This is a genomic window from Streptomyces sp. CBMA156 (genome assembly GCF_014596515.1).
Classification (GTDB): domain Bacteria; phylum Actinomycetota; class Actinomycetes; order Streptomycetales; family Streptomycetaceae; genus Kitasatospora.
This window is the reverse complement of record NZ_MSJQ01000170.1, coordinates 1-24272: the sequence shown is the minus strand read 5'-3', so window position 1 is coordinate 24272 and position 24272 is coordinate 1. Positions and strand designations below refer to the sequence as shown.

At 73.3% G+C, this 24272-nt stretch carries 23 protein-coding genes, 1 pseudogene and 1 riboswitch; of the genes and pseudogenes, 4 read left to right on the top strand and 20 right to left on the bottom strand.

The annotated features are described in order from the left end of the window. Positions 1-116: 116 nt before the first annotated feature. The 4 genes from BU198_RS14350 to BU198_RS14335 form a co-directional block, all read right to left on the bottom strand. Positions 117-944 (bottom strand): thioesterase family protein, encoded by an 828-nt coding sequence (locus tag BU198_RS14350; RefSeq protein ID WP_188297228.1) that lies wholly within the window; start codon positions 942-944, stop codon positions 117-119. Positions 945-1110: 166 nt separating this feature from the next. After that, entirely contained in the window at positions 1111-1548 is a 438-nt protein-coding gene (nusB, locus tag BU198_RS14345) for a transcription antitermination factor NusB (RefSeq protein ID WP_188297227.1), read from the bottom strand. A 4-nt stretch (positions 1549-1552) separates the two neighbouring features. Continuing rightward, the gene (gene efp / locus BU198_RS14340; RefSeq protein ID WP_188297226.1) at positions 1553-2116 is read right to left on the bottom strand and encodes an elongation factor P; all 564 of its coding nucleotides are present in this window, start codon (positions 2114-2116) and stop codon (positions 1553-1555) included. A 76-nt stretch (positions 2117-2192) separates the two neighbouring features. After that, the gene (locus BU198_RS14335) at positions 2193-3299 is read right to left on the bottom strand and encodes a M24 family metallopeptidase (RefSeq protein WP_188297225.1); all 1107 of its coding nucleotides are present in this window, start codon (positions 3297-3299) and stop codon (positions 2193-2195) included. 259 nt (positions 3300-3558) lie between these two features. On the opposite strand from BU198_RS14335, the gene rpmG reads away from it, so the two are divergent. Continuing rightward, a complete protein-coding gene (gene rpmG / locus BU198_RS14330; protein ID WP_188297224.1) occupies positions 3559-3723 on the top strand; it encodes a 50S ribosomal protein L33 in 165 nt (54 codons plus the stop codon). Between the two features lie 59 nt (positions 3724-3782). Here rpmG and BU198_RS14325 read toward each other — a convergent pair whose 3' ends face one another. Next, positions 3783-4910 carry a HoxN/HupN/NixA family nickel/cobalt transporter gene (locus tag BU198_RS14325; protein WP_188297223.1) on the bottom strand — a complete coding sequence of 376 codons (1128 nt, stop codon included), beginning with the start codon at positions 4908-4910 and terminating at the stop codon, positions 3783-3785. A gap of 30 nt (positions 4911-4940) precedes the next feature. After that, a riboswitch (cobalamin riboswitch) is annotated at positions 4941-5155 on the bottom strand. An 81-nt stretch (positions 5156-5236) separates the two neighbouring features. On the opposite strand from BU198_RS14325, the gene BU198_RS14320 reads away from it, so the two are divergent. Further along, on the top strand, positions 5237-5620 hold the full coding sequence (locus BU198_RS14320; protein WP_188297222.1) for an ArsR/SmtB family transcription factor: 384 nt from the start codon (positions 5237-5239) through the stop codon (positions 5618-5620). A gap of 51 nt (positions 5621-5671) precedes the next feature. Further along, complete coding sequence (locus tag BU198_RS14315) at positions 5672-7345, top strand: hypothetical protein (RefSeq protein WP_223244368.1); 1674 nt, start codon at positions 5672-5674, stop codon at positions 7343-7345. Here the strand turns inward: BU198_RS14315 and BU198_RS14310 are convergent. From BU198_RS14310 to BU198_RS14240, 15 genes are all read right to left on the bottom strand, one after another. After that, positions 7329-9368 carry an AAA family ATPase gene (locus BU198_RS14310; RefSeq protein WP_188297221.1) on the bottom strand — a complete coding sequence of 680 codons (2040 nt, stop codon included), beginning with the start codon at positions 9366-9368 and terminating at the stop codon, positions 7329-7331. The two genes, BU198_RS14315 and BU198_RS14310, sit on opposite strands and share 17 nt — an antisense overlap. Before the next feature lie 72 nt (positions 9369-9440). Next, the gene (locus BU198_RS14305) at positions 9441-9767 is read right to left on the bottom strand and encodes a putative quinol monooxygenase (protein WP_188297220.1); all 327 of its coding nucleotides are present in this window, start codon (positions 9765-9767) and stop codon (positions 9441-9443) included. 122 nt (positions 9768-9889) lie between these two features. After that, positions 9890-10699: an Fpg/Nei family DNA glycosylase gene (locus BU198_RS14300; protein WP_188297219.1), complete on the bottom strand. Its 810-nt coding sequence runs from the start codon at positions 10697-10699 to the stop codon at positions 9890-9892. 79 nt (positions 10700-10778) lie between these two features. Further along, positions 10779-11606, bottom strand: a complete 828-nt coding sequence (locus BU198_RS14295) for an AAA family ATPase (protein ID WP_188297218.1) — start codon at positions 11604-11606, stop codon at positions 10779-10781. Positions 11607-11691: 85 nt separating this feature from the next. Then, a complete protein-coding gene (gene aroQ, locus BU198_RS14290) occupies positions 11692-12132 on the bottom strand; it encodes a type II 3-dehydroquinate dehydratase (protein ID WP_188297217.1) in 441 nt (146 codons plus the stop codon). Continuing rightward, positions 12129-13220: a 3-dehydroquinate synthase gene (aroB, locus tag BU198_RS14285; RefSeq protein WP_188297216.1), complete on the bottom strand. Its 1092-nt coding sequence runs from the start codon at positions 13218-13220 to the stop codon at positions 12129-12131. The genes aroQ and aroB overlap by 4 nt, the downstream gene beginning before the upstream one ends. Further along, a complete protein-coding gene (locus tag BU198_RS14280) occupies positions 13213-13734 on the bottom strand; it encodes a shikimate kinase (RefSeq protein WP_188297215.1) in 522 nt (173 codons plus the stop codon). Before BU198_RS14280 ends, aroB begins: the two co-directional genes overlap by 8 nt. Beyond that, on the bottom strand, positions 13731-14915 hold the full coding sequence (gene aroC / locus BU198_RS14275; RefSeq protein WP_188297214.1) for a chorismate synthase: 1185 nt from the start codon (positions 14913-14915) through the stop codon (positions 13731-13733). The genes BU198_RS14280 and aroC overlap by 4 nt, the downstream gene beginning before the upstream one ends. Before the next feature lie 194 nt (positions 14916-15109). Next, entirely contained in the window at positions 15110-15940 is an 831-nt protein-coding gene (locus BU198_RS14270; RefSeq protein WP_188297213.1) for a shikimate dehydrogenase, read from the bottom strand. A 34-nt stretch (positions 15941-15974) separates the two neighbouring features. Beyond that, the gene (gene mltG, locus BU198_RS14265) at positions 15975-17891 is read right to left on the bottom strand and encodes an endolytic transglycosylase MltG (RefSeq protein ID WP_188297212.1); all 1917 of its coding nucleotides are present in this window, start codon (positions 17889-17891) and stop codon (positions 15975-15977) included. Between the two features lie 188 nt (positions 17892-18079). Further along, complete coding sequence (gene mltG, locus BU198_RS14260) at positions 18080-19327, bottom strand: endolytic transglycosylase MltG (protein WP_188297211.1); 1248 nt, start codon at positions 19325-19327, stop codon at positions 18080-18082. Positions 19328-19465: 138 nt separating this feature from the next. Continuing rightward, positions 19466-19945, bottom strand: coding sequence for a Holliday junction resolvase RuvX (gene ruvX, locus BU198_RS14255; RefSeq protein WP_188297210.1), 480 nt, complete (start codon positions 19943-19945; stop codon positions 19466-19468). Beyond that, positions 19945-22614, bottom strand: a complete 2670-nt coding sequence (gene alaS / locus BU198_RS14250; protein WP_188297209.1) for an alanine--tRNA ligase — start codon at positions 22612-22614, stop codon at positions 19945-19947. Before alaS ends, ruvX begins: the two co-directional genes overlap by 1 nt. Then, a complete protein-coding gene (locus tag BU198_RS14245; RefSeq protein WP_188297208.1) occupies positions 22614-23090 on the bottom strand; it encodes a DUF6167 family protein in 477 nt (158 codons plus the stop codon). The genes alaS and BU198_RS14245 overlap by 1 nt, the downstream gene beginning before the upstream one ends. 4 nt (positions 23091-23094) lie before the next feature. Then, positions 23095-23574, bottom strand: coding sequence for a DUF948 domain-containing protein (locus BU198_RS14240; protein ID WP_188297207.1), 480 nt, complete (start codon positions 23572-23574; stop codon positions 23095-23097). Positions 23575-23793: 219 nt separating this feature from the next. On the opposite strand from BU198_RS14240, the pseudogene BU198_RS14235 reads away from it, so the two are divergent. Beyond that, positions 23794-24272: pseudogene (locus BU198_RS14235) on the top strand (hypothetical protein); the annotation flags it as partial.

The following is a 24272-nucleotide window of genomic DNA, read 5'->3' as shown; positions in this document are numbered from 1 at the left end:
CAGGGGTGGACGGTCCGCGGCAGTCATGCCGCTGACCGTCTTCCTCCCCATCCGCGCGCGCCGCACACGTACGGCGTGTCACAGGAATGTAACCACCGGTAATGCGGGGCCGCGGGTCAGGCCGTCCGGGGCACCCGGGCCAGCTGGCGGGACTGCGCGACCAGGCGGCCGGACTCGTCCCAGACCTCGGCGTCCTCCTCGAAGTAGCCGCCGGCCAGGTTGCGGGTGGCGTGGGCGACCCGCAGCCAGCCGGGTACGGGCCTGGCGCGCAGGTGGACGGTCAGCTCGACGGTCGGGGCCCAGCCCGGCATGCCCAGGTCGAAGGTGACAGGCGGCAGCGCGTCGGCGACCAGCAGGAGCAGCAGCGGGTCGGGGTCGCGACCGTCGGCGAGCCGGAACCAGCCCTGGATCCGCCCCTGGCCGGAGGGCTGCCCGAGCGCCCAGCCGACGGTGGCCGGGTCCAGCCGCAGGTCGAACCGCTCCAGCAGGGCGGCCTGGGCGATCAGCTCCCTGGGCGCGTGCTCGACGCCGACGCACTGGTCGGGCGGCGGCAGCTGCGGCGGCCGCGCGCTGGTGCGCACCTCGCCGTCGGCGGTGGCGAGGTCGCCGTGGCTGGCCACCACCCGCAGCCGCTCGACGCCGTCCTGGCTGAGCGAGGCGGTACCGGTGGACAGGCCGCGGCCGGAGCGCAGCACCTCGGTGCGGACGGTGGCGGGCCCCGGGGTGGAGGCGGACAGGTAGTAACCGCTGATCGACACCGGGTCCGGGTGGGTGCCGTGCTCCAGCGACAGCGCGTGTCCGGCCACCGCGAGCAGCAGTCCACCGTTCACCCCGCCGCCGATCTGCCAGCCGGCGCCGAGCTCGGCCTCGTAGCGGCCGGCCTCCTCGGGGTGCCTGGTCAGGGCGATGCCCTGGTCGAACTCGCTGCGGATCGCCGTGGTCATGGGGAGAGACCTGCCCTTCAGGCGTGCTTACGGACATCAAGTTACTGATGGGTAAGCCATCACCCTACGCCGCCCGGGTGAAACGCGGAACGGCCGCCGGACCCGTGTTCGGGTCCGGCGGCCGTTCCGAGGTCGATCCGTGCGGTCGACCCGCGAGGTCGATCCGTCAGCGGCGGATGCTCGGCTTCAGCTCCAGGAAGCGGGCGAGCAGGCCGTTGACGAAGGCCGGGGAGTCGTCCGTGGAGAACTCCTTGGCGATCTCGACGGACTCGTCCAGGACGACGGCGTCCGGGACGCCGTCCTCCCAGATCAGCTCGTACGCACCGAGCCGCAGGACGTTGCGGTCCACGATCGGCATCCGGTCGAGCGTCCAGCCCACCGCGTACTGCTCGATCAGGTCGTCGATGCGACGGGCGTGCTGGACGTACCCCTCGATGAGCTCCATGGTGTACTCACCGACCTGCGGGGTGCCCTCGTCGGGCTTGGGCTCGCGAGCGCGGGCCACCCAGTCGGCGAGGACCCGCTGCGGGTCTACCCCGCGGTGGTCGGCCTCGAAGAGGATCTGGAAGGCCCGGGTACGGGCCTTGCTGCGTGCGGCCGACACGGACTTACTTCACCCGGCCGAGGTAGCTGCCGTCGCGGGTGTCGACCTTGACCTTCTCGCCGGTGGTGACGAAGAGCGGGACGGCGATCTCGGCGCCGGTCTCCAGCTTGGCCGGCTTGGTGCCACCGGTGGAGCGGTCGCCCTGGACGCCCGGCTCGGTCTCGGCGATGACCAGCTCGACGGCGGCCGGCAGCTCGATGTACAGGACCGAGCCCTCGTTCTGCGCGACCGTGGCCTCGAAGCCCTCGAGCAGGTAGTCGGCGGCGCCGCCGACGACGGCCGGCTCGATGGTCAGCTGGTCGTAGGTGCTCATGTCCATGAACACGAAGTTCTCGCCGTCCTTGTACGAGAACTGCATGGTGCGCTTGTCGACGTTGGCGGTCTCGACCTTGGTGCCCGCGTTGAAGGTCTTGTCGACGACCTTGCCGGTCAGGACCTCCTTCAGCTTGGTACGCACGAAGGCCGGGCCCTTGCCGGGCTTGACGTGCTGGAACTCCACGACGGACCAGAGCTTGCCGCCGTCCAGCTTGAGGACCATGCCGTTCTTGAGATCGTTCGTGGAAGCCACGGGCGCACTTACTCCTGGATATAGCTGTCAAGGAACCAAGGTTCGCGTCCTGCCGCCGACGGCCGGAGGGCCGCGGTCACAGGGCGAGGAGCTCCTTGGTGGTGATGGTGAGCAGCTCGGGCCCGCCCTCTTCGAAGGGGCGCACGACGAGCGTGTCCTCGATCCGGACGCCGCCCTTGCCCGGGAGGTGGACCCCTGGGCCGACGGTGACCGGCACGCGGCTGTCCAGTTTACCCATGTCCGACGGACCGAGGCGCGGCGCCTCCCGGATCTCCAGCCCGATGCCGTGGCCCACCGGGTGCGGGGAGGCCTCGGCGTGGCCGGCCGCCTCCAGCACCTGCCGGGCGGCACGGTCGGGCACGCACTGCTCCACCCCTGGTCCGAGCGCCTCCCGCCCGGCCCGCTGGGCCCGGAAGACCAGCCGGTGCAGCTCCACCTGCCAGGGCGCGGGGGCGGCGCCGATCACGAAGGTGCGGGCGGTGGAGACGCCGTAGCCGCGGTACTGGGCGCCCATCACCACGGTCAGGAAGTCACCCTCCTCCACCCGGCGGTCGGTCGGCTGGTGGGCGGCCTGGCCGGAGTGGCTGCCGGTGCCGACCGAGACCGGGAAGGCGGCCCGGTCGGCGCCGTGGTCGATCATCCGGCGCTCCAGCTCCATCGCCAGGTGCCGCTCGGTGCGGCCGACCAGGATCGACTCCAGCAGCTCGCCGAGCGCCTGGTCGGCGATCTCGGCGGCGATCCGCAGGTCGGCGATCTCGTGCTCGTCCTTGACCACCCGCAGCCCCTCGACCACCCGGCCGAGGTCCACCAGCCGGGCCCCCTCGGTCAGGCCCCCCACCGCCCGGTGCCTGCTGACGGTCAGGTCGTGCTCCTCCACGGCCAGGCCCGACACACCGGACCTGGCGGCGGCGGCCGCGGCGGCCAGCGCGGTGTCCGCCCCGGCCGCCACCGGCATCCGGGCGACGTCCGGGGCGATCAGGTGCTCCCCGGAGTCGTCCGGGGGCAGGTCGTCCGGCAGCGCGAGCAGCGCTCTTTCCCTGGTGAGCAGCAGGGTCGCCCCACAGGGCGCGCAGCCCGTGAGGTACCGCACGTTCGCCGCACGGGTGACCAGGGCCGCATCGGCCCCCGTCGCACTGCAGTGCTCCCTCACCCGTTCCCGCCGCCCCGCGTACGCATCCGCCATGCGTCGAGCCTACGAACCCCCGGCCCGAAGCGCCCGCCGAGCACCCCCGACAGAACCCCCAGTACCCCTTGCGCGCCCCCCGTGCTTCCGTGCCCTCCCCCTCGGGCACGCGCCGGGTTCCCCGCTCCCCCGGGCGTCGGACGCCGGGAATGGGCGGGGCCGGGCCCGCGTTGGACGGGGTGGAAATGAATTCCATTTCGGTGAACGGGTTCGGTCCACCGTCCGAGACCCGCCGCCCCTGGCCCCAGGAGGACGCCCGATGGCCCGCAGCGAACTGCGCCCGGTGATCAAGCTCCGCTCCACCGCCGGCACCGGCTTCACGTACGTGACCCGCAAGAACCGCCGCAACGACCCGGACCGGATGGTCCTGCGCAAGTTCGACCCGGCCGCCGGCCGGCACGTCGACTTCCGCGAGGAGCGCTGACCCCGCCCACCCGGACGGCGCCTCCCCCGGCCCGGGGGAGGCGCCGTTCCGCGCGCCGGTCAGTGCTTCTGTGCCCCCTGGCCGGGCGTCCAGCGCTTCTCGACGTGGGCGAGCTTCCAGTACCCGATCGCGATCGCCCAGACCACCACGAACAGCCCGGCGATGGCGTACCCGACGTTGTCCAGCGAGATCTCGGCGATGAACCCGGTGACCGGGTCGGTCAGGTCCAGCTTCTCGTGCAGCACCCCGACCAGCTCGATGGTGCCGATGATGAAGGCCACCGCGATCGACAGACCCGTGATGGTCAGGTTGTAGTACACCTTCCGCACCGGGTTGGCGAAGGCCCACTGGTACGCGAAGTTCATGAACGTCCCGTCCAGGGTGTCGAACAGGCTCATCCCGGCCGCGAACAGCAGCGGCAGGCAGACGATCGCGTACCAGGGCAGCCCGGAGGCCGCGCCCGAGCCGGCCATCACCATCAGGGTGACCTCGGTCGCGGTGTCGAAGCCCAGGCCCAGCACCATGCCGACCGGGAACATCTGGCCCGGCCTGGTGATCGAGCGGGTCGCCCGGTTCAGCACCCGGGCCATGAAGCCGCGCGAGTCGAGGTGGGCCTCCAGCTCCTTCTCGTCGTACTGCCCGGCCCGCATCGAACGGAACACCTTGAGGATGCCGAGCAGCGCCGCCAGGTTGAGCGCGCCGATCAGGTAGAGGAACACGCCGGAGGTGGTGGTGCCGACCACGCCGAGCCACTTGTGGGTGGCCGACTCGTCGTCCATCAGGGTGTTCGCCAGCTGCGCGCCGCCCGCCACCAGGGCGGCCATCAGCACCACCATCGAGGAGTGCCCGAGGGCGAACCAGAAGCCCACCGAGACGGGCCGCTTGCCGTCCGCCATCAGCTTGCGGGTGGTGTTGTCGATCACCGCGATGTGGTCGGCGTCGAAGGCGTGCCGCATCCCGAGGGTGTAGGCGGTGATGCCCAGGCCCACCCCGAAGACCTGGGTGCCGACCTCGTACTTCTCGGGCGCGACCAGGAAGAGGAGCGTCCCGAAGGCCACCACGTGCATGGCCAGGATCACCCCCATCAGCCCAGCCGTACGGATGGTGTCCTCGCGCCGCCACTGGAAGCTGGGCAGCACCGAGGGCGCCGGATTCGCCCCGGCGGCAACGGTTTCGGGCAGGGTCATCTGCGGATCACGCTCCAGCACCTCGTGGAAAACCTCGTGAGATGCCGTGGCCGGTCTCCTGGCTTACGGGACGCCCGTACCCGCCTTCCCAGGTGCGCGGGGCACCCAGTGGCTCCATGGGTACGGACGACGCTCCTCCGCGGACGGAGGAACGACCCGATCACAGTGGCGAGGGCCGCTCCGGACTGGGGACCCCTGAGGGTCCGTCACCGGTCTTCCCGAGCACCACGGCGGGCTACACCGTAGGGGCCCCGCCCGACCCGTGCAAGGCTGCGCACTTGCGCAGGTGTCCAGGATCACAGACCCTTGCCTGCGAGAATGCCGGCATGCATCTCGTACCTGCCGACCGCGTGGGCCACCGCACCATCGACGGGCACCGGGTCTGCGAGGCCATCGCCGCGATCGGCGATCCCGCGCACGTCCGGACCTGGGCCGAGCGCTTCTCGCTGCTCGCCGACCCCGGACGCCTCGCCCTGCTGCTCGCCCTCCACCGGGCCGGGCCGCTCGCCGTGACGGACCTGGCGGTCGCCACCGGCATGCGCGACCCCGCCGTCTCCCAGGCCCTGCGCCTGCTCCGCACCGCCGGGGTGGTCACCGGCGACCGGGACGGACGAGTGGTGCGCTACCGGCTCGTGGACGAGGCCATGCGCCCCCTCCTCGACGAGTGCGCCGCCGCCGAGCACCACGAGCCCAGCGCGGCGGCGGGCTGACCCCCACTCGGAAACCGTGCCGCGGCGGAGCCGGATGAGTACGATCATGGTGTGCCGTCCCACCCCCACGCCTGGCCCGCCGATCGCTGGAGCACCCGACCGGTCAGGGCCCGCGTGCTGGCGGTCGCCCGCACCCTCACCTCGGCCACCCGGGTCCTGGACGTCCTCACCCTGCTGAGCCCGGACGGCATCGAGCGGTACTTCACCGTCAACCCCGGCTCCGCCTTCGCCGACCGCGCCCTGGACGAGTACCTGCGCGCCCTTCCCGGCTTCACCGTGCTGGACTGGGAGGACGCCGTCCGGCACCGCTTCGACCTGGCCGTCGCCTGCGCCGTCCACTCCTCCATGCACCGGCTGGACGCCCGCCTCGTCGTCCTCCCGCACGGCGTCGGCTACAACCGCCTGGTCACCGAGTCCACCGGCGACACGGTCACCGCCGCCGGCCTGTCCCGCAACGAACTCACCCACCGCGGACGGGTGTTCGTGGACGTCCTCGGCCTCTCCCACCCCGAACAGCTGGACCGGCTGCGGGTCTCCTGCCCCGAGGCGCTGGACGTCGCCCGGGTCGTCGGCGACCCGTGCTTCGACCGGATGCTCGCCAGCCGGCGCTCCCGCGACGGCTACCGCGCCGCGCTCGGCGCCACCGGCGGCCGACGGCTCGTCGTCGTCAGCTCCACCTGGAGCGGGCACTCGCTGTTCGGCCGCCACCCCGACCTCCCCCAGCGGCTGGTCCGCCGGCTGCCCGCCGACGAGTACACCGTGGCCGTCGTCCTGCACCCCAACGTCTGGAGCCGCCACGACCCCGAGGCGCTGCTCGACGACGCCCGCCGGATGGGCCTGCGCCTGATCCCGCCCCACCAGGGCTGGCAGGCCGCACTCGTCGCCGCCGACTGCGTGATCGGCGACCACGGCTCGGTCACCGTCTACGGCGCCGCCCTGGAACACCACACCGTGCTCGTCGCCACCGGCGCCGCCGAACTCGACCCGCACTCCCCCGGCTACGCCTTCGGCCAGGCCGCGCCCGTCCTCGACCCGGACGGGGACCTCGCCGCCCAGCTCGAACTCGCCCTGGCCCGGGGCCCGGCCGACCTCAGCGGCGTCACCGGCCGCTCGCTCGCCCACCAGGGCGAATCCGCCTACCTGCTGCGCCCGCTGCTCTACTCCTTCCTGGACGGACTCGACGAACCCGCGGACGAACCGGCCGTACCGCCCTACCCCAGACCCGTTCCGCGCCCCGCGACCGCCGAGGGGCCCACCGCGTACGACGTCGAGGGCGTGAGCGAGGGCACCGAGGTCAGCCTCCGGCGCTACCCCTTCGACCCGCGCGACCACACCCCGCGCGGCTTCCACGCCCTCACCGACGACCACCCCGGCGACGCCCTGCGCCACACCGCCGAGGTGCTCGCCCGCACCGAGGCACACGCCGAACGCCCCGCCACCCGCTGGCTCGCCGACACCACCGCCGAACTGCCCGGCCTCGCCGTCGCGGTGGCCGCCCTCGGCCCGGCCCGCCACCTGCTGCGGCTGCGCGGCGGCCTGCTGCTGGAGGCCCGCGCCGAACCGGACTGGGGCCGCCCCGACCCCGGCATCGACCCGCTGCTGCTCGGCTCCGCCGTCGCCTCCTGGCTCGCCGACGGCGGCGACCCGGCCGGCCTCCCCGACCACGGACTCACCGTCCGCACCGGCGGCCACCGCACCCGGGTGTCCTTCAGTACCGGCCCCTAGGCTCCTGGGACAGGCCCTGACCGGCCAGTTCCCGCAGCCGTTCACGGCTGCGCTCCGCCAGTTCCCCGTCGCCCCGCTCCTCGGCGAGGCCGAGCAGCAGGGTGTGCGCCTGCGCCTCCTTGGCGTACTGGCTCCGCTCCCTGGCCTGCCGGGCGCAGTCGTCCGCCTGGGCGACGGCGAGGTCCAGCTGCCCGAGCGCCCGGTGGGCCCGGGCGCGGACCAGCGGCAGCTTCATCAGCATGTCGTCGTCCCGCGTCCGCCCCGCCTGGGCGGTGGCCCCGGCCAGCAGGGCCAGCGCCTCCTCGGGACGGCCGTCGGCGATCAGCGCCTGCGCCACGTTGTAGCTCTGGACGATCTCGCCGTGGTCGTCGCCCCGGTTCTCCGCCAGGGCCAGGGTGAACCGCTCCACCGCGTCGGCCGGGCGCCCGTCGGCCAGGCAGAGCAGACCGTCCGTCTCGTAGAGCACCCCCACCACCTGACGGTCGGTCACCAGCGGGACCACCTCGGTGGCGAGCGCCAACTGCTCGGCGGCGAGCCGGTACTCCCCGCGCTCGAAGTGGGCCCTGGCGAGCTGGTTGCGCATCCGGACCACGGCGGCCGGCCGGTTGTCCCACTGGGCCGACTCGATGCCGAGCCGGTGGGCGGCGATCCAGTCCTGGTAGAGCTTCCGGTCGTGGTAGAGCGGCCAGAGCGACTCGCAGAGCCGCCACACCTCGCCGTGCCGGCCCCGCTCGGCCGCCGTCTCCACCACGGCGCGGAAGTTGGCGCGTTCGGCGTACAGCCACTCCAGGGCCGCGGCCCCGGAGGGGAAGCGGGGCAGGTCGTCACCGCTCGGCTCCTGGAGGCGCAGCCGCTTCCCGGTCATCGCCCGGTCGGCCGCCGACGCCCGGCCGCGGTAGTACGCGACGACTCCGGCGAGCAGCCCCTCGCGGTCGGGCAGTTCCCGCGCCCGGCCGTAGGCGTGCGTCCGCACCACGTCATGGGCCCGGAAGCGGTCCTCGCCGTCGTCGTCCAGCACCTCGTCCAGCAGGTGGACGCCGCGCAGCTCCCCGATCGCCCGCTCGGCCCGCCGGACGCCGACCGCACGCGCCAGTCCGGCGGACACGAAGGGGCCCGGGTGCACGCCGATCAGGTGGTAGAGCGCCCGGCCCTCCGGCGACAGCCGCTCGTAGACCAGGTCGTACGTCGCGCCGAGATCGTTCTCCTCGTCCTCCAGCATCGCCAACCTGCCCTCGCGGTCGTGCAGTTCGGCCAGCACCCGGCCGACCGGCAGGCTGTCGCGGTCCAGCAGCTGGCTGCCGACCGCGTTCAGCGCGAGCGGCAGTCCGCCGCACAGCTCGACCAGCTCCGCCAGCTCCCCGTCGGTGCCCCGCCCCGAGCCCACCCAGCCGCGCACCAGCTCGGCGCCCGCCGTCGCGCTCAGCGGCCCGAGCTGGCGCACCCGCGCGCCGTCCGTCCGCAGCGCGGGCAGCCGGCGCCGGCTCGCGACCACCACCAGCCCGCGGGCCGGGAGCAGCGCCCGGACCTCCGCGGCGTGTTCGACGTTGTCCAGGAAGAACAGGCAGCGGCGCTCGGCGGTGGCGGTACGGAAGGCCGTGAACCGCTCGGCCTCCACGGCCGGCGGCTCGGTGCCGAGGGCGCGCAGGAAGCCGGCCAGCAGCTCGGGGAGGTCCACCCCGCCCTGGTGCCGGTAGGCGAGGAGGTCCGCGTAGAGGTCGCCGTCCGGGAAGTCCGCCCGGTGCTCCTCGGTGAACTTGGCGATCAGCTCGGTCTTGCCGACCCCGCCCAGACCGGTGAACACCACGATCCCGAGTCCGCCCGCCTCGACCAGGGCCAGGGCCTCGGCGAGGGCGGCGAGTTCCGGCTCGCGGTTGACGAACGGGCCGTGCGGCGCCCGGACCTGACGAGGTCTCGCCTTCTGCTCGGGCTGGTGAATGTGCAGCGATCCGATGGTCCCGGCCTGCACCACATGGCCGCCCACCGTGGCCCCCGACAGGGTGTTGGCCACCTCGTGCCGCTCCATCTGCCCGCTCCCTCCGACCGGCCCGGGCCCCAGCCTACGGGCTGGGCACCGGGCCGGAGGGGCACTCGGATGTCAGCGGGGGGTGATCTCGCCCATCTCCGCCCAGCCGTCCATGCCGGGGATCTCGGTGGAGACGATCCGCGGCTTGGCGGCCACCGCGTACGACAGGTCCTCCATGGCCTTGGCGAAGTGCGCGGACTCCACGTGCTCCTTGCCGGCCTCGCCGTCGCGGAACGCCTCGACCAGGACGAACTCGTTGGGGTCGTCGACGCTGCGGGACCACTCGAAGAAGATGTTGCCGGGCTCGTTCCGGGTGGCCCGGGTGAACTCGTCGACCAGGTCGAGCCAGCCGTCGACGCGCTCGGGGCGGACCGGGAACTTGACGGTGATGAAGATCATGGGGCTTCCTTCCACGCCACGCTCACACGTGGCCGTACGGGTTCGGGGGCGGGCGGCTCGACGAGCACAGTGTCCATCGTCGCAGGTCAGCAGGGCCGCCTACGACACAGGACCGGTTCCGCTCAGGCCGCCTGGCAGCTCGGGCACCAGAAGAGGTTGCGGGCGGCGTGCTCCTCCGTCCGCACGTCGGTGCCGCAGACCAGGCACGGCATGGCGGCCCGCCGGTAGACGTAGACCTCGCCGCCGTGGTCGTCCACCCGGGGCGGACGGCCCATCGCCTCGGGGGTGTGCTCGGGGCGGACGGTGTCGATCCGGCCCGCGGTGACGCCCTCGCGCATCAGCGCGACCAGGTCCGCCCAGATCGCGTCCCACTCCCGGCGGGTGAGGTCACGGCCGGCCCGGTGCGGGTCGATGCCGTGGCGGAACAGCACCTCGGCCCGGTAGACGTTGCCCACCCCGGCCAGCACCTTCTGGTCCATCAGCAGCGCCGCGACCGTCGTCCGGCTGCCCGATATCCGGCGCCAGGCGGCCTCCGCGTCGGCGTCGGCGCGCAGCGGGTCCGGCCCCAGCCGGGCGGCGACGGCCGCCTTCTGCTCCTCCGTGACGAGCGCGCAGGTGTTGGGGCCGCGCAGGTCCGCGTAGCCGTCCTCGTTCTCCAGCCGCAGCCGGACCAGCCCGACCGGCTCCGGCGCCGGGCCCGTGCCGAAGGTGAAGCCGCCGTAGAGGCCGAGGTGGACGTGCACCCAGCCGCCCTCCTCGAAGCCGAGGAAGAGGTGCTTGCCGGTGGCCTCCGCGCCGGTGAGCAGCTGCCCGTCGATCACCTTCGCCTCGTCGGCGAACCGGCCCTGCGGACTGGAGACCCGGACCGGGCGGCCGCCGAAGGCCTTCCGGTTCTCGGTGGCGAGGCGGTGGATGATGTGGCCTTCCGGCACGGGCGTCAGCTCCTCCGGGCGCTGCGACAGGACCCGCCCATCATCGCAGCCGGCCCCGACAGTTCCACGACCGTGCAGGTCAGCGGACCGGGACGCCCATCAGCCTGGCCAGGATGACGCGGTCCAGCTCGGCGGCCGTCCCGGCGACGTCCAGGGCGGAGTTGTCGATGATCGGCAGCCCGGAGTTGTACCAGCCGGCCATCCGCCCGTGGATCCGGGCCACCTCCTCGTCCCCGAGGCGGCGGTTGCCGCTGCGCCGGGCGTTGCGGTGCAGCACCGAGTCCAGGCTGGGCAGCAGCACGACCGGGATCATGCCGGGGCCGATGTGCCGCTTCCAGCCGCCGAGGCCGATCGCCGGGCGGTCCGGGAAGACGGCGTCGTCGACGATGCAGGAGATGCCGTTGGCCAGGTAGTTGCGGCAGGCGAAGCCGCAGGTGCGGCGGGCCAGCCGGTACTGCGCCTCGGAGGCGTTGTTCCAGCCGGACTGCGGGTTGGCGAAGCCGGACTGCACCCACTCGCGGACGTCGTCCAGGCTGATGTGCGCGGTCGGGGTGGGCCTGCGCTCGGCCCAGTACCGGGCGACGGTGGTCTTGCCGGCCCCGGCCGGTCCGATCAGCAGGACGGCGATCGGCCCGGTGGGCGCGTGCTGCCGCGGCGGGTGGGCGGGCAGCTGGACCGGCATCCCGGCCGGCAGCACGAAGTGCCCGGTGCCTCCCGCGGGCACCGGCGCGCTCGGCGCCGGGGCGGGGGGAGGCGCAGGAGCCGGTGCGGGGGCGGGCGCCGGACGGACCGGCGGCGGAGCGGAGATCGGCGTCCCCGGCGACGTCCCCCGCGGACCGCCCCCCGGCGGCACCGGCGGAGCGACGGGACGCGGCGGGACCTGCCCGCCTCCGGCGTACTGCGTCACGACACCTCCCGACACCTCTCAGCGGGGACACTACACGGAGGCCCGGCAGCGGGCACAGTCCGCCGCCGGGCCACCGCCCGTACCCTCAGCGCGTGGTGAGCTGCTCGGCCAGCGCACGCAGCGCCAGCTCGTAGGAGCCGAGCCCGAATCCGGCGATGGTGCCGGAGGCCACCGCGGCGATCACCGAGGTGTGCCGGAAGGTCTCCCGGGCGTACGGGTTGGAGATGTGCACCTCGATCAGCGGCGCGGTGCGCTGGGCGGCGGCGTCCCGCATCGCGTACGAGTAGTGGGTGAACGCGCCGGGGTTGATCACCACCGGCAGCTGCCCGTCGGCCGCCTCGTGCAGCCACTCCACCATCTGCTGCTCGGAGTTGGTCTCGTGCACCTCGACCTCGAAGCCGAACTCCCGGCCGAGCGCGGTGCAGCGCTCGACCAGTCCGGCGTACGAGGTGGCGCCGTAGACGTCCGGCTCGCGGCTGCCCAGCCGGCCCAGGTTGGGGCCGTTGAGCACCAGCACCCTGGTCACGCCGAGACCTCCGCGTAGGCGGCGACCAGCAGGGACGGGTCGGGGCCCTCCAGCACGGAGGTCTTGCCCAGGCCGTCCAGCACGATGAAGCGGATCAGGTCGCCGCGGGACTTCTTGTCGATCTTCATCGCGTCCAGCAGCTTCGGCCAGGCGTCCGCCCGGTAGCTCAGCGGCAGGCCGACCGAGGCCAGCACGGTGCGGTGCCTGTCGGCCGTCTCGTCGTCCAGCCGCCCGGCCAGCCGGCCGAGTTCGGCGGCGAAGACCATGCCGATGGAGATCGCGGCGCCGTGCCGCCACTTGTACCGCTCGTTGCGCTCGATGGCGTGGCCGAGGGTGTGGCCGTAGTTGAGGATCTCGCGGCGCCCAGATTCCTTGAGGTCCCCGGAGACCACGTCGGCCTTGACCTGGATGGCGCGGCGGATCAGCTCGACGGTGTGCGGGCCCGCCGGGGTCTTGGCGCCCTCGGGGTCGGCCTCGATCAGGTCGAGGATGGCCGGGTCGGCGATGAAGCCGCACTTGATGACCTCGGCGAGGCCGGAGACGTAGTCGTGCTTCGGCACGGTCTCCAGGGTGCCGAGGTCGGCCAGCACGCCCACCGGCGGGTGGAAGGCGCCGACCATGTTCTTGCCCTCGGCGATGTTGATGCCGGTCTTGCCGCCGACCGCCGCGTCGACCATGCCGAGCAGCGTGGTGGGCATGGAGATCCAGCGCACCCCGCGCAGCCAGGTGGCGGCCACGAAGCCGGCCAGGTCGGTGGTGGCGCCGCCGCCGAGGCCGACGACGACGTCGCTGCGGGTGAAGCCGGTCTGTCCGAGCACCGACCAGCAGTACGCGGCGACCTCGGCGCTCTTGGCGTCCTCGGCGTTGGGCACCTGGAGCGCGATGGCCTCGTAGCCCTCGCCGGCCAGGTCCTCGCGGACGGCGTCGGCAGTGGCGGCCAGCGCCTCCGGGTGGATGATCGCGACCCGCTTGGCCCGGGGACCGATCAGCGGCGCCAGCTCACCGAGCAGCTGGTGCCCGATCAGCACGTCGTACGGGTCGTGGCCGGCGCTGCCGCCGACGTGGATCCTGACGGTGGTGTCAGTCATGGGGGGTCTTCAGCTCCAGTGCTTCCAGTACGGCGTCCGCGACCTGCTCCGGGGTGCGCCCGGCGGTGTCGACCACGGCGGTGGCCACCTCCAGGTAGAGGGGGCGGCGGGCCTCCATCAGCTCGCGCCAGCGGGCCCGCGGGTTGACGGCCAGCAGCGGGCGCGGGGCGTCCAGGCCGACCCGCTTGACCGCGTCGGCGAGCGGGACCTCCAGCAGGACCACCGGCAGTTCGTGCAGCAGCGCGCGGGTGGCCTCGGCCAGCACCGCGCCGCCGCCGAGCGCCAGGATCCCGTCGTGCCCCTCGGTGGCGGCGCGCACGGCCGCCGCCTCCAGCTCACGGAAGTGCGGCTCGCCCTCGTCGACGAAGATGTCCGGGATCGGCTTGCCGGCCGTCGCCTCGATGTCGGCGTCGGTGTCCCGGAAGCCGACGCCCAGGCGCTCGGCCAGGACCCGCCCGACGGTGGACTTGCCACTGCCGGGCGGGCCGACCAGCACGACAACTGGATAGGTCATCGGATGATCAGGTTGTCGAGGTAGCCCTGCACGTTGCGACGGGTCTCGGCGACGTTGTCGCCGCCGAACTTCTCGCTGACCGCGTCCGCCAGCACCAGCGCGACCATCGCCTCCGCGACGATGCCGGCGGCCGGCACCGCGCAGACGTCCGAGCGCTGGTGGTGCGCCTTGGCCGGCTCGCCGGTGCGCACGTCCAGGGTCTGGAGCGCCCGCGGCACGGTGGCGATCGGCTTCATCGCGGCGCGCACCCGCAGCACCTCGCCGGTGGACAGGCCGCCCTCGGTGCCGCCGGAGCGGCCGGAGGTGCGCTTGACGCCCTCGGCGGTCGGGACGATCTCGTCGTGCGCCTGGGAGCCCGGCACCCGGGCCAGCTCGAAGCCGTCGCCGACCTCGACGCCCTTGATCGCCTGGATGCCCATCAGCGCGGCGGCCAGCCGCGCGTCCAGTCGGCGGTCCCAGTGCACGTGCGAGCCGAGGCCCACCGGCACGCCGTACGCGAGCACCTCGACCACGCCGCCCAGGGTGTCGCCGTCCTTGTGGGCCTGGTCGATCTCGGCGACCATCGCCTTCGAGGCGTCGGCGTCCAGGCAGCGCACCGGGTCGGCGTCCAGCGCGGCCTCGTCCGAGGGCAGCGGGACCACGCCGGCCGGCGCCTTGGCGGCGGCCAGCTCGACCACGTGGCTGACGATCTCGATCCCGGCCACCTCGCGCAGGTACGAGCGGGCGACGGCGCCCAGCGCGACCCGGGCGGCCGTCTCCCGGGCGCTGGCGCGCTCCAGGATCGGCCTGGCCTCGTCGATCGAGTACTTCTGCATGCCGGCCAGGTCGGCGTGACCGGGCCGGGGGCGGGTGAGCGCCTCGTTGCGGGCCAGGCCCGCCAGCACCTCGGGGTCGACCGGGTCGGCCGACATGACCTGCTCCCACTTCGGCCACTCGGTGTTGCCGACCATGACCGCGACCGGGCTGCCCATGGTCAGGCCGTGCCGGACGCCGCCGAGGAAGGTCACCTGGTCCTGCTCGAACTTCATCCGCGCCCCGCGACCGTAACCGAGCCGGCGGCGCGCCAGCGCGTCGGCCACCAGGTCGGTGGTGACCGGTACACCGGCGGGCAGGCCTTCCAGCGTCGCGACGAGTGCGGGGCCGTGCGACTCCCCCGCGGTGAGCCAGCGCAACGTACCCAACGGAGCTCCTTCATCAGCGGACCGGCCTCGGCACCGCCGGGGCCGCCCGGGCGTGCCTTGTGGCTGAATCCTTTCATGCCCCAGGAGCACCCGGCGGCACAGTCCGCGTGACGGACGGCGACCGGCCACCATCCGGCCGGGAAACCGGTCGCAGGACGGGCCCTGCCCCCCGCCCTACGGCCGGGCCGCCCGGCTCAGCGGCCGGCGAGCGCCTTCTCCCCCGCCTCGCGCATCGCCGCCAGCGGCCCGGGGGCCCGCCCGGTGAAGGCCTCGCTCTGCAACACCGCCTGGTGCACCAGCAGGTCCAGCCCGCCCAGGACGGTCGCCCCGCGCCCGGCCACGGCGGCGGCCAGCGCCGTCGGCCAGGGGTGGTACAGCACGTCGAACAGCGCGCCCGGCCCTGCGGGCAGCCCGTCGGCGAAGACGTCGGTGGCGCCGGCCGGCGTGGTGGAGACGGTCAGCGGCCCGGCCAGCGCCCCGGCCCCGCGCTCCCAGTCCGCGGTCCGGACGGCCACGCCCAGCCGCTCGCCCAGCTCGGCCATCTCCCTGGCCCGCTCGGCGCTGCGCACGTAGACCGTCACCTCGCCGGTGCACACCTGGGCCAGCGCGGCCAGCGCCGAGGAGGCGGTCGCCCCGGCACCCAGCACGGCCGCCTCTGGCACCTCGGTGATCCCGCGCTCGCGCAGCGCGTTGACCAGCCCGGGGACGTCGGTGTTGTCCCCGGTGCGCCGGCCGTCGGCGGTGAAGACCACCGTGTTCACCGCGTCCACCGAGCGGGCCGTCGCGCTGACCTCGTCGAGCAGCGGGACGATCGCCCGCTTCAGCGGCATCGTGAGCGACAGCCCCGCCCACTCGGCCTCGTCCAGGGCGGCGACGAACCCCGGCAGCCCGGCCTCGTCGACCTCGAAGCGGTCGTAGCGCCAGCCGTCCAGCCCGAGCGCCGCGAAGGCGGCCCGGTGCAGGTCCGGCGAGAGCGAGTGGGCGATCGGCGAGCCGAGTACGGCTGCCCGGTGCTTGCTGGTCAAGGCTGTCTCTCCGCGAACTGTCTTCCGGCCGTTGCTACTTGGTGGTGCAGTGGCCACGGGCCTCGTCGAAGTTCTGCCCGGCCGCCGTGCAGTACTCCTTGACGTTGGCGTAGTGCTCCTTGCTCGTCTCCGCGAACCTGGTCTCGGTCGGGGACATCGCGATGAAGTAGAGCCACTTGCCGTCCGCCGGGTGCAGCACCGCGTTGAGCGCGTCGTCGCCGGGGTTGGCGATCGGCGTCGGCGGCAGGCCCTGGTTGATGTAGGTGTTGTACTTGTTGGACGCGTCGTCCATGTCCTTCTTGTTGAGTTCCTTGCGGTTCAACGAGTACTGGAGCGTGGTGTCCATGCCGAGCCGGTGGTTGATCTCGCCACCGGCCGCCAGCCGGTTCTGGATGGTCTTGGCCATCTTGGCGAAGTCCGCCGCGTTGTTGCCCTCGCGCTGGAGGATGCTCGCCTCGATGAGTACCTCGTAGCCCGTCTTCAGGCCCACCGAGGCGGCCTGGGAGTCCAGGTTGGCGTACTTCTCGGTGGCGTTCTTCACCATCTGCTTGAGCAGGTCCTCGGGCTTCATGCCCTCGGCGATGTTGTAGCGGGTCGGCCAGAGGAAGCCCTCCAGGTTGCCATTCGCGTACGGCGGCAGGCCGAGGTCGTTGACCTGGGCCTTGGCGACGCCCGCCGTGGTGCCCTGCTGGAGCTTCAGCTTGGTGTCGATCAGGGTGTAGATCTCGGTGGAGTTCTTGCCCTCCGGGACCACGATCGCCGCACCGCCCGCCTGGGCGAGCAGCTCCTTGAGCGCGGCCGCGGCCGGCATCTCCTTCTTCAGCCCGTAGTAGCCGTACTGGATGGTGCCGCACTTGGGCTCGGCGTTGCAGGCGCCGGTGAAGGCGTCGACGCTCTTGACCACGCCCGCGTTCTTCAGCACCAGGCCGATCTGCCCGCCGACCGCGCCCTTCTTGACCTCGACCTGGACGGAGCCGGTGCCCTCGCCGGTGAAGTCCGGGGCCGGGCCGAAGTGGTCCTGGTAGAAGCCGTAGCCCCACCAGCCGGCCCCGCCCATGGCGCCGAGCAGCACCATCGCGACCAGCAGGCAGGCGCCGCCGTTGCGGCGGCCCGACTTCTTGCCCTTCTCCTTGCGCTTCTTCTGGGCCTCGCGGGAGTCGTCCCGGTCCCCGAGGAAGCCCGCCTCGGGCTGCTCCTCCAGGTACCCGCCGTCCTCGTGGCGGCCGTCCTCGTGGCCGTCCCACTCGTCCGCGGCGTCCTCGCGCGCTCCGCCGACCGGGTCGGTGCCGGCCTCCAGCGCGGCGGCCTCGGCCTCCCAGTCGATCCCGTCCGGGCCGGGACCCGCGGCCGGGGCGGGAGCCGGAGCCGGCTGCGGCCGGGCCTGCTGCTGTTGCCGGGCCTGCTGCTGTTGGGCCACCTGCTGCTGGGACTGCGCGGCCTGCTGCGGCATCCCCTGCTGGGGCATTCCGAGCTGGGGCATCCCCTGCTGCTGCGCCGGCGCCTGCTGCTGGGGCACCTGCTGCGGGTAGCCCTGCTGCATCGGGTGCTGGGGCTGCCTGCCCTGCATGAACCCCTGCTGGGCGTAGCCCTGCTGCTGCATCTGCTGCGGGTAGCCCTGCTGCCCATCGGGGTAGCCCTGCTGCGGCGCCATCTGCTGCTGGGGCTGCTGCTGGGGGTAGCCCTGCTGCTGCATCATCTGCTGCTGCATCTGCGGCGCCATCTGATGCTGGGGCTGCTGCTGGGACTGCTGGGGCTGCTGCTGCGCGTACCCCTGCTGCACGTCCCCGTACGGCTGCTGGACCTGCTGGCCCTGCTGCTGGACCTGCTGCGGGTACTGCTGCTGCCACTGGCCGTCCTGCTGGCCGGGGACCGGCTGCCGGCCGTCGTACCCGGGATCACCGGGGTGCCACGGCTCGCCCTGGGGGCCGTAGCCCCCACCCAGATCGGTCATCGATCCCCTTAACCGACGGTGACGGCCGGAGGATCGAACCGGCCGTCCGGGACGACGCCGTCCCGGCTGATTCTCGAACCGGCGTGCTAGCGCAGCGCCTGGAGGGAGACGTTACCGTACCGCAGCCTCACCCCCGGCCGGGCGGACGCACCGTCAGTGAGCGACCTCACCGACGGCACACAGCACCGTCACGGGGTCGCCGCACCGGCGCCGGACGGTGCGCCGGACCCGCCCGGCGCCGACGGGGCCCCGGAGCCCGGGGCGCTCGGCTTGGCCGCCGCCCGGTTGGCGTTGAACTCCGCCACGTTGCGTTGCTGCACGTCGAAGCTGTCGGTGAAACGGGTGTCCCCCGGCTTCACGGTGACGAAGTACAGCCAGTCCCCCGGCGTCGGGTCCAGCGCCGCCATGATCGCCTGCCGCCCCGGGTTGGAGATCGGGCTCGGCGGCAGCCCGGCGTGCAGGTAGGTGTTGTACGGGGAGTCCAGCCTGGTGTCGGTCACCGAGGTGTTCAGGGTCGAACGGCCGAGCGCGTAGTTGATGGTCGAGTCCAGTTGCAGGGGCATGCCCTTGGCCAGCCGGTTGTAGATCACCCTGGCCACCTTGCCCATGTCCTCGGTGTTGTCGGCCTCGCCCTGGACCATGCTGGCCACGGTGACCAGCCCGTACTCGCTCTGCCCGAGGTTCTGCGCGACCACGGTGGCGTCGTCCCGGCTGAACTCCTTCCCGGCCCGGTCCACCATCTGCTTCAGCAGGTCGAAGGCGGTGGTGCCCTCGGTGACGCTGTACGTCGCCGGGAACAGGTAGCCCTCGGGGCTGCCGTTGGTGAAGTCCGGCAGGCCGAGGTCCGCGCCCTGCTCCTGGGCGGTCTTCTGGGCGGTGCCCTCGGGCAGGTCCAGCTTCTTGTCGATGGCCGCGTAGATCTGGTAGCCGCGCCAGCCCTCGGGGATGGTCAGGCCGTTGGCGTTGGCCGGGTCGATCAGGATCGCCAGCGCCGCCGCGGCCGACATCTTCTGCCTGAGCGTGTACGTCCCCGGCTGGATCCGCCCGGCGGCCGCCGCGCTGCCCTTCGCGGCCCGGGTGAAGGCGAGCGAGCTGGCCACCACCCCGTTGCGCACCAGCGCGGACGCGATCTGGGCGAGGCCGGCGCCCTCCGGCACCGAGACCTGGACGCTGCCGGTGCCCTGCCCGGCGAAGTCGGCGGCGACCGGGGGCTTGCGCTGCGACTGGACCCAGGTGTACCCGGTCAGCCCGATCCCGCCGAAGACCACGATCAGCGCCAGCGCGGTGAGCCCGCAGGCCAGTCCGTTACGCCGTCGGTGCGGATCGGGCGCATCGAAGCGCGGACGGGGCGCGCCCGGCGGGCGGCCCTCCGGTTCCAGCACCGGCGCACCCAGGTGCCCGGGCGTGAGCCCCGGATGGAAGTCCTGGTCGGTCATGGCTCGCGTCCCCTCGGCGGTCCCAGAGCGTTCAGGATCGACGCGAATCAATCCAAAACGGACATGGAAACGAACGAAAAAGGGGTCCGTGCGGACGCGTCCGCACGGACCCCTCTTCGGGACGTTAGATCAGACCGGTCAGCCGGCCGCCTCGACGCTCTCACCGGGCGGGCGTCCGCTCACCCGTTCGGACTCAAGGGCGGACTGGAGGATCACCACCGCGGCAGCCTGGTCGACCACCGAGCGGCCCTTCTTCGCCTTGACCCCCGACGCGCGCAGCCCGTGGGTCGCGGTGACGGTCGACATCCGCTCGTCCACCAGCCGCACCGGCACCGGGTAGAGCCGGTTGGCCAGCCGCGCCGTGTACGCCCTGACCTTCTCCGCCGCCGGGCCCTCCTTGCCGCTGAGCGAGCGCGGCAGCCCGACGATCACCTCCATCGCGCCGTACTCGTCGACGATGGCGGCGATCCTGGCCTGCGACTTCACTCCGGCCGGGACGGTCTCCACGGGTGTGGCGAGCACCCCGTCGGGGTCGCAGGACGCGACCCCGATCCGGGCGTCCCCGACGTCGACGGCGATCCGCCGCCCCCGCCGGAAGGGCCTCTCCTCCTGCTCCATCAGCTGGCGCGCTCCGCGACCAGGCCGCGCACCGCGGCGATGGCCTCGCCGACCGCGGCCGCGTCGGAGCCGCCGCCCTGGGCGACGTCGTCCTTGCCGCCACCGCCGCCGCCGAGGGTCTTGGCGGCGACCCTGACCAGCTCGCCGGCCTTGATGCCGCGGCCGCGGGCGTCCTCGTTGGTGGCGATCACGGTCAGCGGACGGTCGTTCGCCACGGTGAAGGCGGCGACCACGGCCGGGCGCGCGCCGAGGCGGCCGCGCACGTCCAGGACCAGCTTGCGCAGCTCGTCCGCGCCCACGCCGTCGGCGACCTGCGCGGCGACCACGGCGATGCCGTGCACATCCTCGGCCGAGTCGGCCAGGCCCGCCGCGGCGGCCAGCACCTTCTCGGCGCGGAAGCGCTCGATCTCCTTCTCGGCGTCCTTGAGCTTGGCGAGCATGCCGGAGATCTTCTCCGGCAGCTCCTCCGGGCGGCCCTTGACCAGCTCGGTGAGCTGGGCGACCACGGTGTGCTCACGGGCCAGGAAGTTGTACGCGTCGGTGCCGACCAGCGCCTCGACGCGGCGCACGCCGGAGCCGATCGACGACTCGCCGAGCAGCTTCACCAGGCCCAGCTGGGCGGTGTTGCCGACGTGGGTACCGCCGCACAGCTCCTTGGAGAAGTCGCCGATGGTGACGACCCGGACCTCGTCGCCGTACTTCTCGCCGAACATCGCGATGGCGCCGGCCTTGCGGGCCTGGTCCATCGTCATGACCTCGGCGCTGACCTCCAGCTCGCGGCCCAGCACGTCGTTGATCTTCTGCTCGACGTCGGTCAGCACGCTGCCGGGCACGGCGGCGGGCGAGCCGAAGTCGAAGCGGAAGCGGCCGGGGGCGTTCTCGGAGCCGGCCTGGGCGGCCGTCGGGCCGAGCGCGTCACGCAGCGCCTGGTGGGTCAAGTGGGTGGCCGAGTGGGCGCGGGCGATCGCCCGGCGGCGCTCGGTGTCGATCGTGGCGTACGCCGAGGCGCCCAGCACGACCTCGCCGAACAGCACCCCGCCGGAGTGCACCACGACACCGGGGACGGGCTTCTGCACGTCGCGGATCTCCACCACCGCGCCGGACTCCAGCCGGATCCGGCCCTGGTCGGCGAGCTGGCCGCCGCCCTCGGCGTAGAACGGGGTCCGGTCGAGGATGATCTCGACCTCGTCGCCCTCGGAGGCGGCCGGCGACGGGACACCGTTCACCAGCAGGCCGACCACGGTGGCCTCGCCCTCGGTGAGGGTGTAGCCGGTGAAGACGCTGGCGCCGGACCTGTCGGCGACCTCGCGGTACGCCGCGACGTCGGCGTGGCCCATCTTCTTGGCCTTGGCGTCCGCCTTGGCGCGGTCCCGCTGCTCCTGCATCAGACGGCGGAAGCCCGCCTCGTCCACCTGGAGGCCCTGCTCCTCGGCCATCTCCAGGGTGAGGTCGATCGGGAAGCCGTAGGTGTCGTGCAGCTTGAACGCCTGCTCGCCGGAGAGCACCGCGCCGCCGGACTGCTTGGTCTCGGTGACCGCGACGTCCAGCAGGTTGGTGCCGGCCTTCAGGGTCTGGAGGAAGGCCGCCTCCTCGCCGACGACGACCGTCTCGACGCGCTTGCGGTCGGACTCCAGCTCCGGGTACTGCGGGGCCATCGCCTTGATCGCGACGTCGATGAGCTCCTTGGCCACCGGCTCGGTGGCGCCCAGCAGCCGCATGTTGCGGATGGCCCGGCGCAGGATGCGGCGCAGCACGTAGCCGCGGCCCTCGTTGCCCGGGGAGACGCCGTCGCCCACCAGCATCAGCGCGGTGCGGATGTGGTCGGTGACCACGCGCAGCGAGACGTCCGACTTGTGGTCGGCACCGTAGGCGTGGCCGGTGAGCTCGGCGGCGCGGTCGAGGATCATCCGGCTGGTGTCGATCTCGAAGAGGTTGTCGACGCCCTGCAGGATGGCGGCGAGACGCTCCAGGCCGAGGCCGGTGTCGATGTTCTTGCTCGGCAGGTCGCCGAGGATCTCGAAGCCGTCCTTGCCGTCGCCGTGGCCGCGCTCGTACTGCATGAAGACCAGGTTCCAGATCTCCAGGTAGCGCTCGCCGTTGACGGCCGGGCCGCCCTCCTCGCCGTACGCGGGGCCGCGGTCGTAGTTGATCTCCGAGCACGGGCCGCACGGGCCGGGGACGCCCATCGACCAGAAGTTGTCCTTCATGCCCAGGCGCTGGATGCGCTCGGAGGGCACGCCGATGACGTCACGCCAGATCTGCTCGGCCTCGTCGTCGTCCTTGTAGACGGTGATCCAGAGCTTCTCCTTCTCCAGGCCGTAGCCGCCGTCCGCGACGGGAGAGGTGAGCAGCTCCCAGGCGAACTTGATGGCTCCTTCCTTGAAGTAGTCACCGAAGGAGAAGTTGCCGCACATCTGGAAGAAGGAGCCGTGCCGGGTGGTCTTCCCGACCTCCTCGATGTCCAGGGTGCGCACGCACTTCTGGACGCTGGTGGCGCGCGAGAACTGCGGCTTGACCTCGCCCAGGAAGTAGGGCTTGAACGGCACCATGCCGGCGTTGACGAGCAGCAGGGTGGGGTCGTCGGCGACCAGGGACGCCGACGGAACGACGGTGTGGCCGCGCTCCTCGAAGAAGCGCAGCCAGCGGCGGCGGATCTCAGCCGACTCCATTAGTGGTCCTTCCGGTTCGGGGTGCCGCCCCGCGGCGGCAGCGCGCGGCGGGGCGTTTCTTCAGTGGTCTCGGGGGTGGTGCGGGCGCCGTCGGATCCGGCGCGGGTGCGGGACGGAGGCAGGGCGGCGGCCGGGCTACCGGGCACCGCCGAGATAGCTCGGTACCGCTCCGCCGAGGGGGGCAGCGCGGAGCGCCGCCCGTGCGGGGCGGCGGGCAGCGGGCGGGAGCCGCGGGGCTCCGTCACGGCGGTGCCGTGCAGCCCGAGGTCGTCCTTCAGCTGCTCCTCGCGCTCGGCCATGCCGGCCTTCACGTCCTGGGCGAACTGCTTGGCCAGGTCGCCCAGGTGCAGCGCACTGCGGGCGGCGGTGCCGGAGAGGCTGTCCGGGGTGAGCCGGTGCACGGCCTCGTTGGCCTTGTTCATGGCCCAGACGGTGGCGCCGGCGCCGACCGCCATCCAGAAGATGCGTCGCACCATGCCGTCAGCCCCTCACCGCGCGCCGGACCCGGGAGAACAGGCCGCTCCTGGGCGCGGTCGCGGCGCGCACCTCGGCCCGGATCAGCCGGGCCAGCTCCTCGCGCTCGCCGGCCTGCCCGGGCACCGACGACAGACCGCCCTGCTGCCGGGCGACGGCCTTGCGCACGCCGTAGCTGAAGGCGGCGACCTTCACCAGCGGTCCGCCCAGGGTGGCGGCCACGGTGGAGGAGAGCGCGTTGGCGTTGGCGGCGGCGTCCTGCACGTTGGCGGTGATCTCGTCGACCCGCTCCAGCTGCTCGTTGGCGCTGCGCACCGCGGCGCCCGCGTCGGTCAGCAGCGGGACGGCCTGCTCGGTGACCGCGGAGACCAGGACGGTGGCCTCCTTGAGCACCCGCGAGAGGCGGACCAGCACCACGGCGAGCAGGGTGACCAGGACCGCCCAGAAGACGGCGACGAGCAATCCGGCCAGCTCTCCCACGGACACCTTTGCGCGCTCCCTCGCCTTGCTGTTCTCCAGGGGAACCCTATCGCGCCCGGGCCCGGTTTCCGGACCGGGTCGTTTCCCGGCGATCCGGTCGGGTGTGCGATCCGCGCGCGTAACCTACCGGCCGGTCACCTCGTTCTGCCGTGCAGGCCGTCGCCCGGACGGCCCGACGCACGCCCGGACCGCGACGGTCCGGCCTGGAAGCACGGGGAGCAGCCCTTGGCCGGGGACCGGAGAGCACGGGCCGGCGAGCCCGCGGCGGGGCCGCCCGAGCCGGAGCCGGGACGGCTGCCGGCCGAGGTGACCGGGTTCGTCGGGCGGCAGGACGAACTGGCCGAACTGGCCGGCCTGCTGGCCTCGGCCCGGCTGGTGACCGTCACCGGGCCCGGCGGCGTGGGCAAGAGCCGGCTCGCCCTGCGCGCGGCGGTGCTGGCGGCCGGCCCGTTCCCGGACGGCGCCTGGCTGGTGGACGTGACCCCGGTGCAGGACTCGCTGCTGCTCGGCCACGCCGTCCTGGAGGCGCTGCGCCTGGCCGAGGGCACCGCCCGTCCGCCGCTGGACGTCCTGGCCGAGCGGCTGGAGGGCCGGCGCCTGCTGCTGGTCCTGGACGGCTGCGAGCACCTGGTGGAGGCCGGCGCCGAGCTGGCCGACGCGCTGCTGCGGGCACTGCCCGGCCTGCGGCTGCTGGCCACCAGCCG

What these genes read in the sequence shown, in the direction of transcription:
- ruvX (WP_188297210.1), bottom strand. Translation starts at nt 19,945, where the DNA reads ATGGAGCAGGAGGAGAGGCCCTTCCGGCGGGGGCGGCGGATCGCCGTC.
- alaS (WP_188297209.1), bottom strand. Translation starts at nt 22,614, where the DNA reads ATGGAGTCGGCTGAGATCCGCCGCCGCTGGCTGCGCTTCTTCGAGGAG.
- mltG (WP_188297212.1), bottom strand. Translation starts at nt 17,891, where the DNA reads ATGACCGATCTGGGTGGGGGCTACGGCCCCCAGGGCGAGCCGTGGCAC.
- BU198_RS14320 (WP_188297222.1), top strand. Translation starts at nt 5,237, where the DNA reads ATGCATCTCGTACCTGCCGACCGCGTGGGCCACCGCACCATCGACGGG.
- aroB (WP_188297216.1), bottom strand. Translation starts at nt 13,220, where the DNA reads ATGACTGACACCACCGTCAGGATCCACGTCGGCGGCAGCGCCGGCCAC.
- BU198_RS14335 (WP_188297225.1), bottom strand. Translation starts at nt 3,299, where the DNA reads ATGGCGGATGCGTACGCGGGGCGGCGGGAACGGGTGAGGGAGCACTGC.
- BU198_RS14280 (WP_188297215.1), bottom strand. Translation starts at nt 13,734, where the DNA reads ATGACCTATCCAGTTGTCGTGCTGGTCGGCCCGCCCGGCAGTGGCAAG.
- BU198_RS14350 (WP_188297228.1), bottom strand. Translation starts at nt 944, where the DNA reads ATGACCACGGCGATCCGCAGCGAGTTCGACCAGGGCATCGCCCTGACC.
- BU198_RS14305 (WP_188297220.1), bottom strand. Translation starts at nt 9,767, where the DNA reads ATGATCTTCATCACCGTCAAGTTCCCGGTCCGCCCCGAGCGCGTCGAC.
- BU198_RS14245 (WP_188297208.1), bottom strand. Translation starts at nt 23,090, where the DNA reads ATGGTGCGACGCATCTTCTGGATGGCGGTCGGCGCCGGCGCCACCGTC.
- BU198_RS14325 (WP_188297223.1), bottom strand. Translation starts at nt 4,910, where the DNA reads ATGACCCTGCCCGAAACCGTTGCCGCCGGGGCGAATCCGGCGCCCTCG.
- rpmG (WP_188297224.1), top strand. Translation starts at nt 3,559, where the DNA reads ATGGCCCGCAGCGAACTGCGCCCGGTGATCAAGCTCCGCTCCACCGCC.
- mltG (WP_188297211.1), bottom strand. Translation starts at nt 19,327, where the DNA reads ATGACCGACCAGGACTTCCATCCGGGGCTCACGCCCGGGCACCTGGGT.
- BU198_RS14310 (WP_188297221.1), bottom strand. Translation starts at nt 9,368, where the DNA reads ATGGAGCGGCACGAGGTGGCCAACACCCTGTCGGGGGCCACGGTGGGC.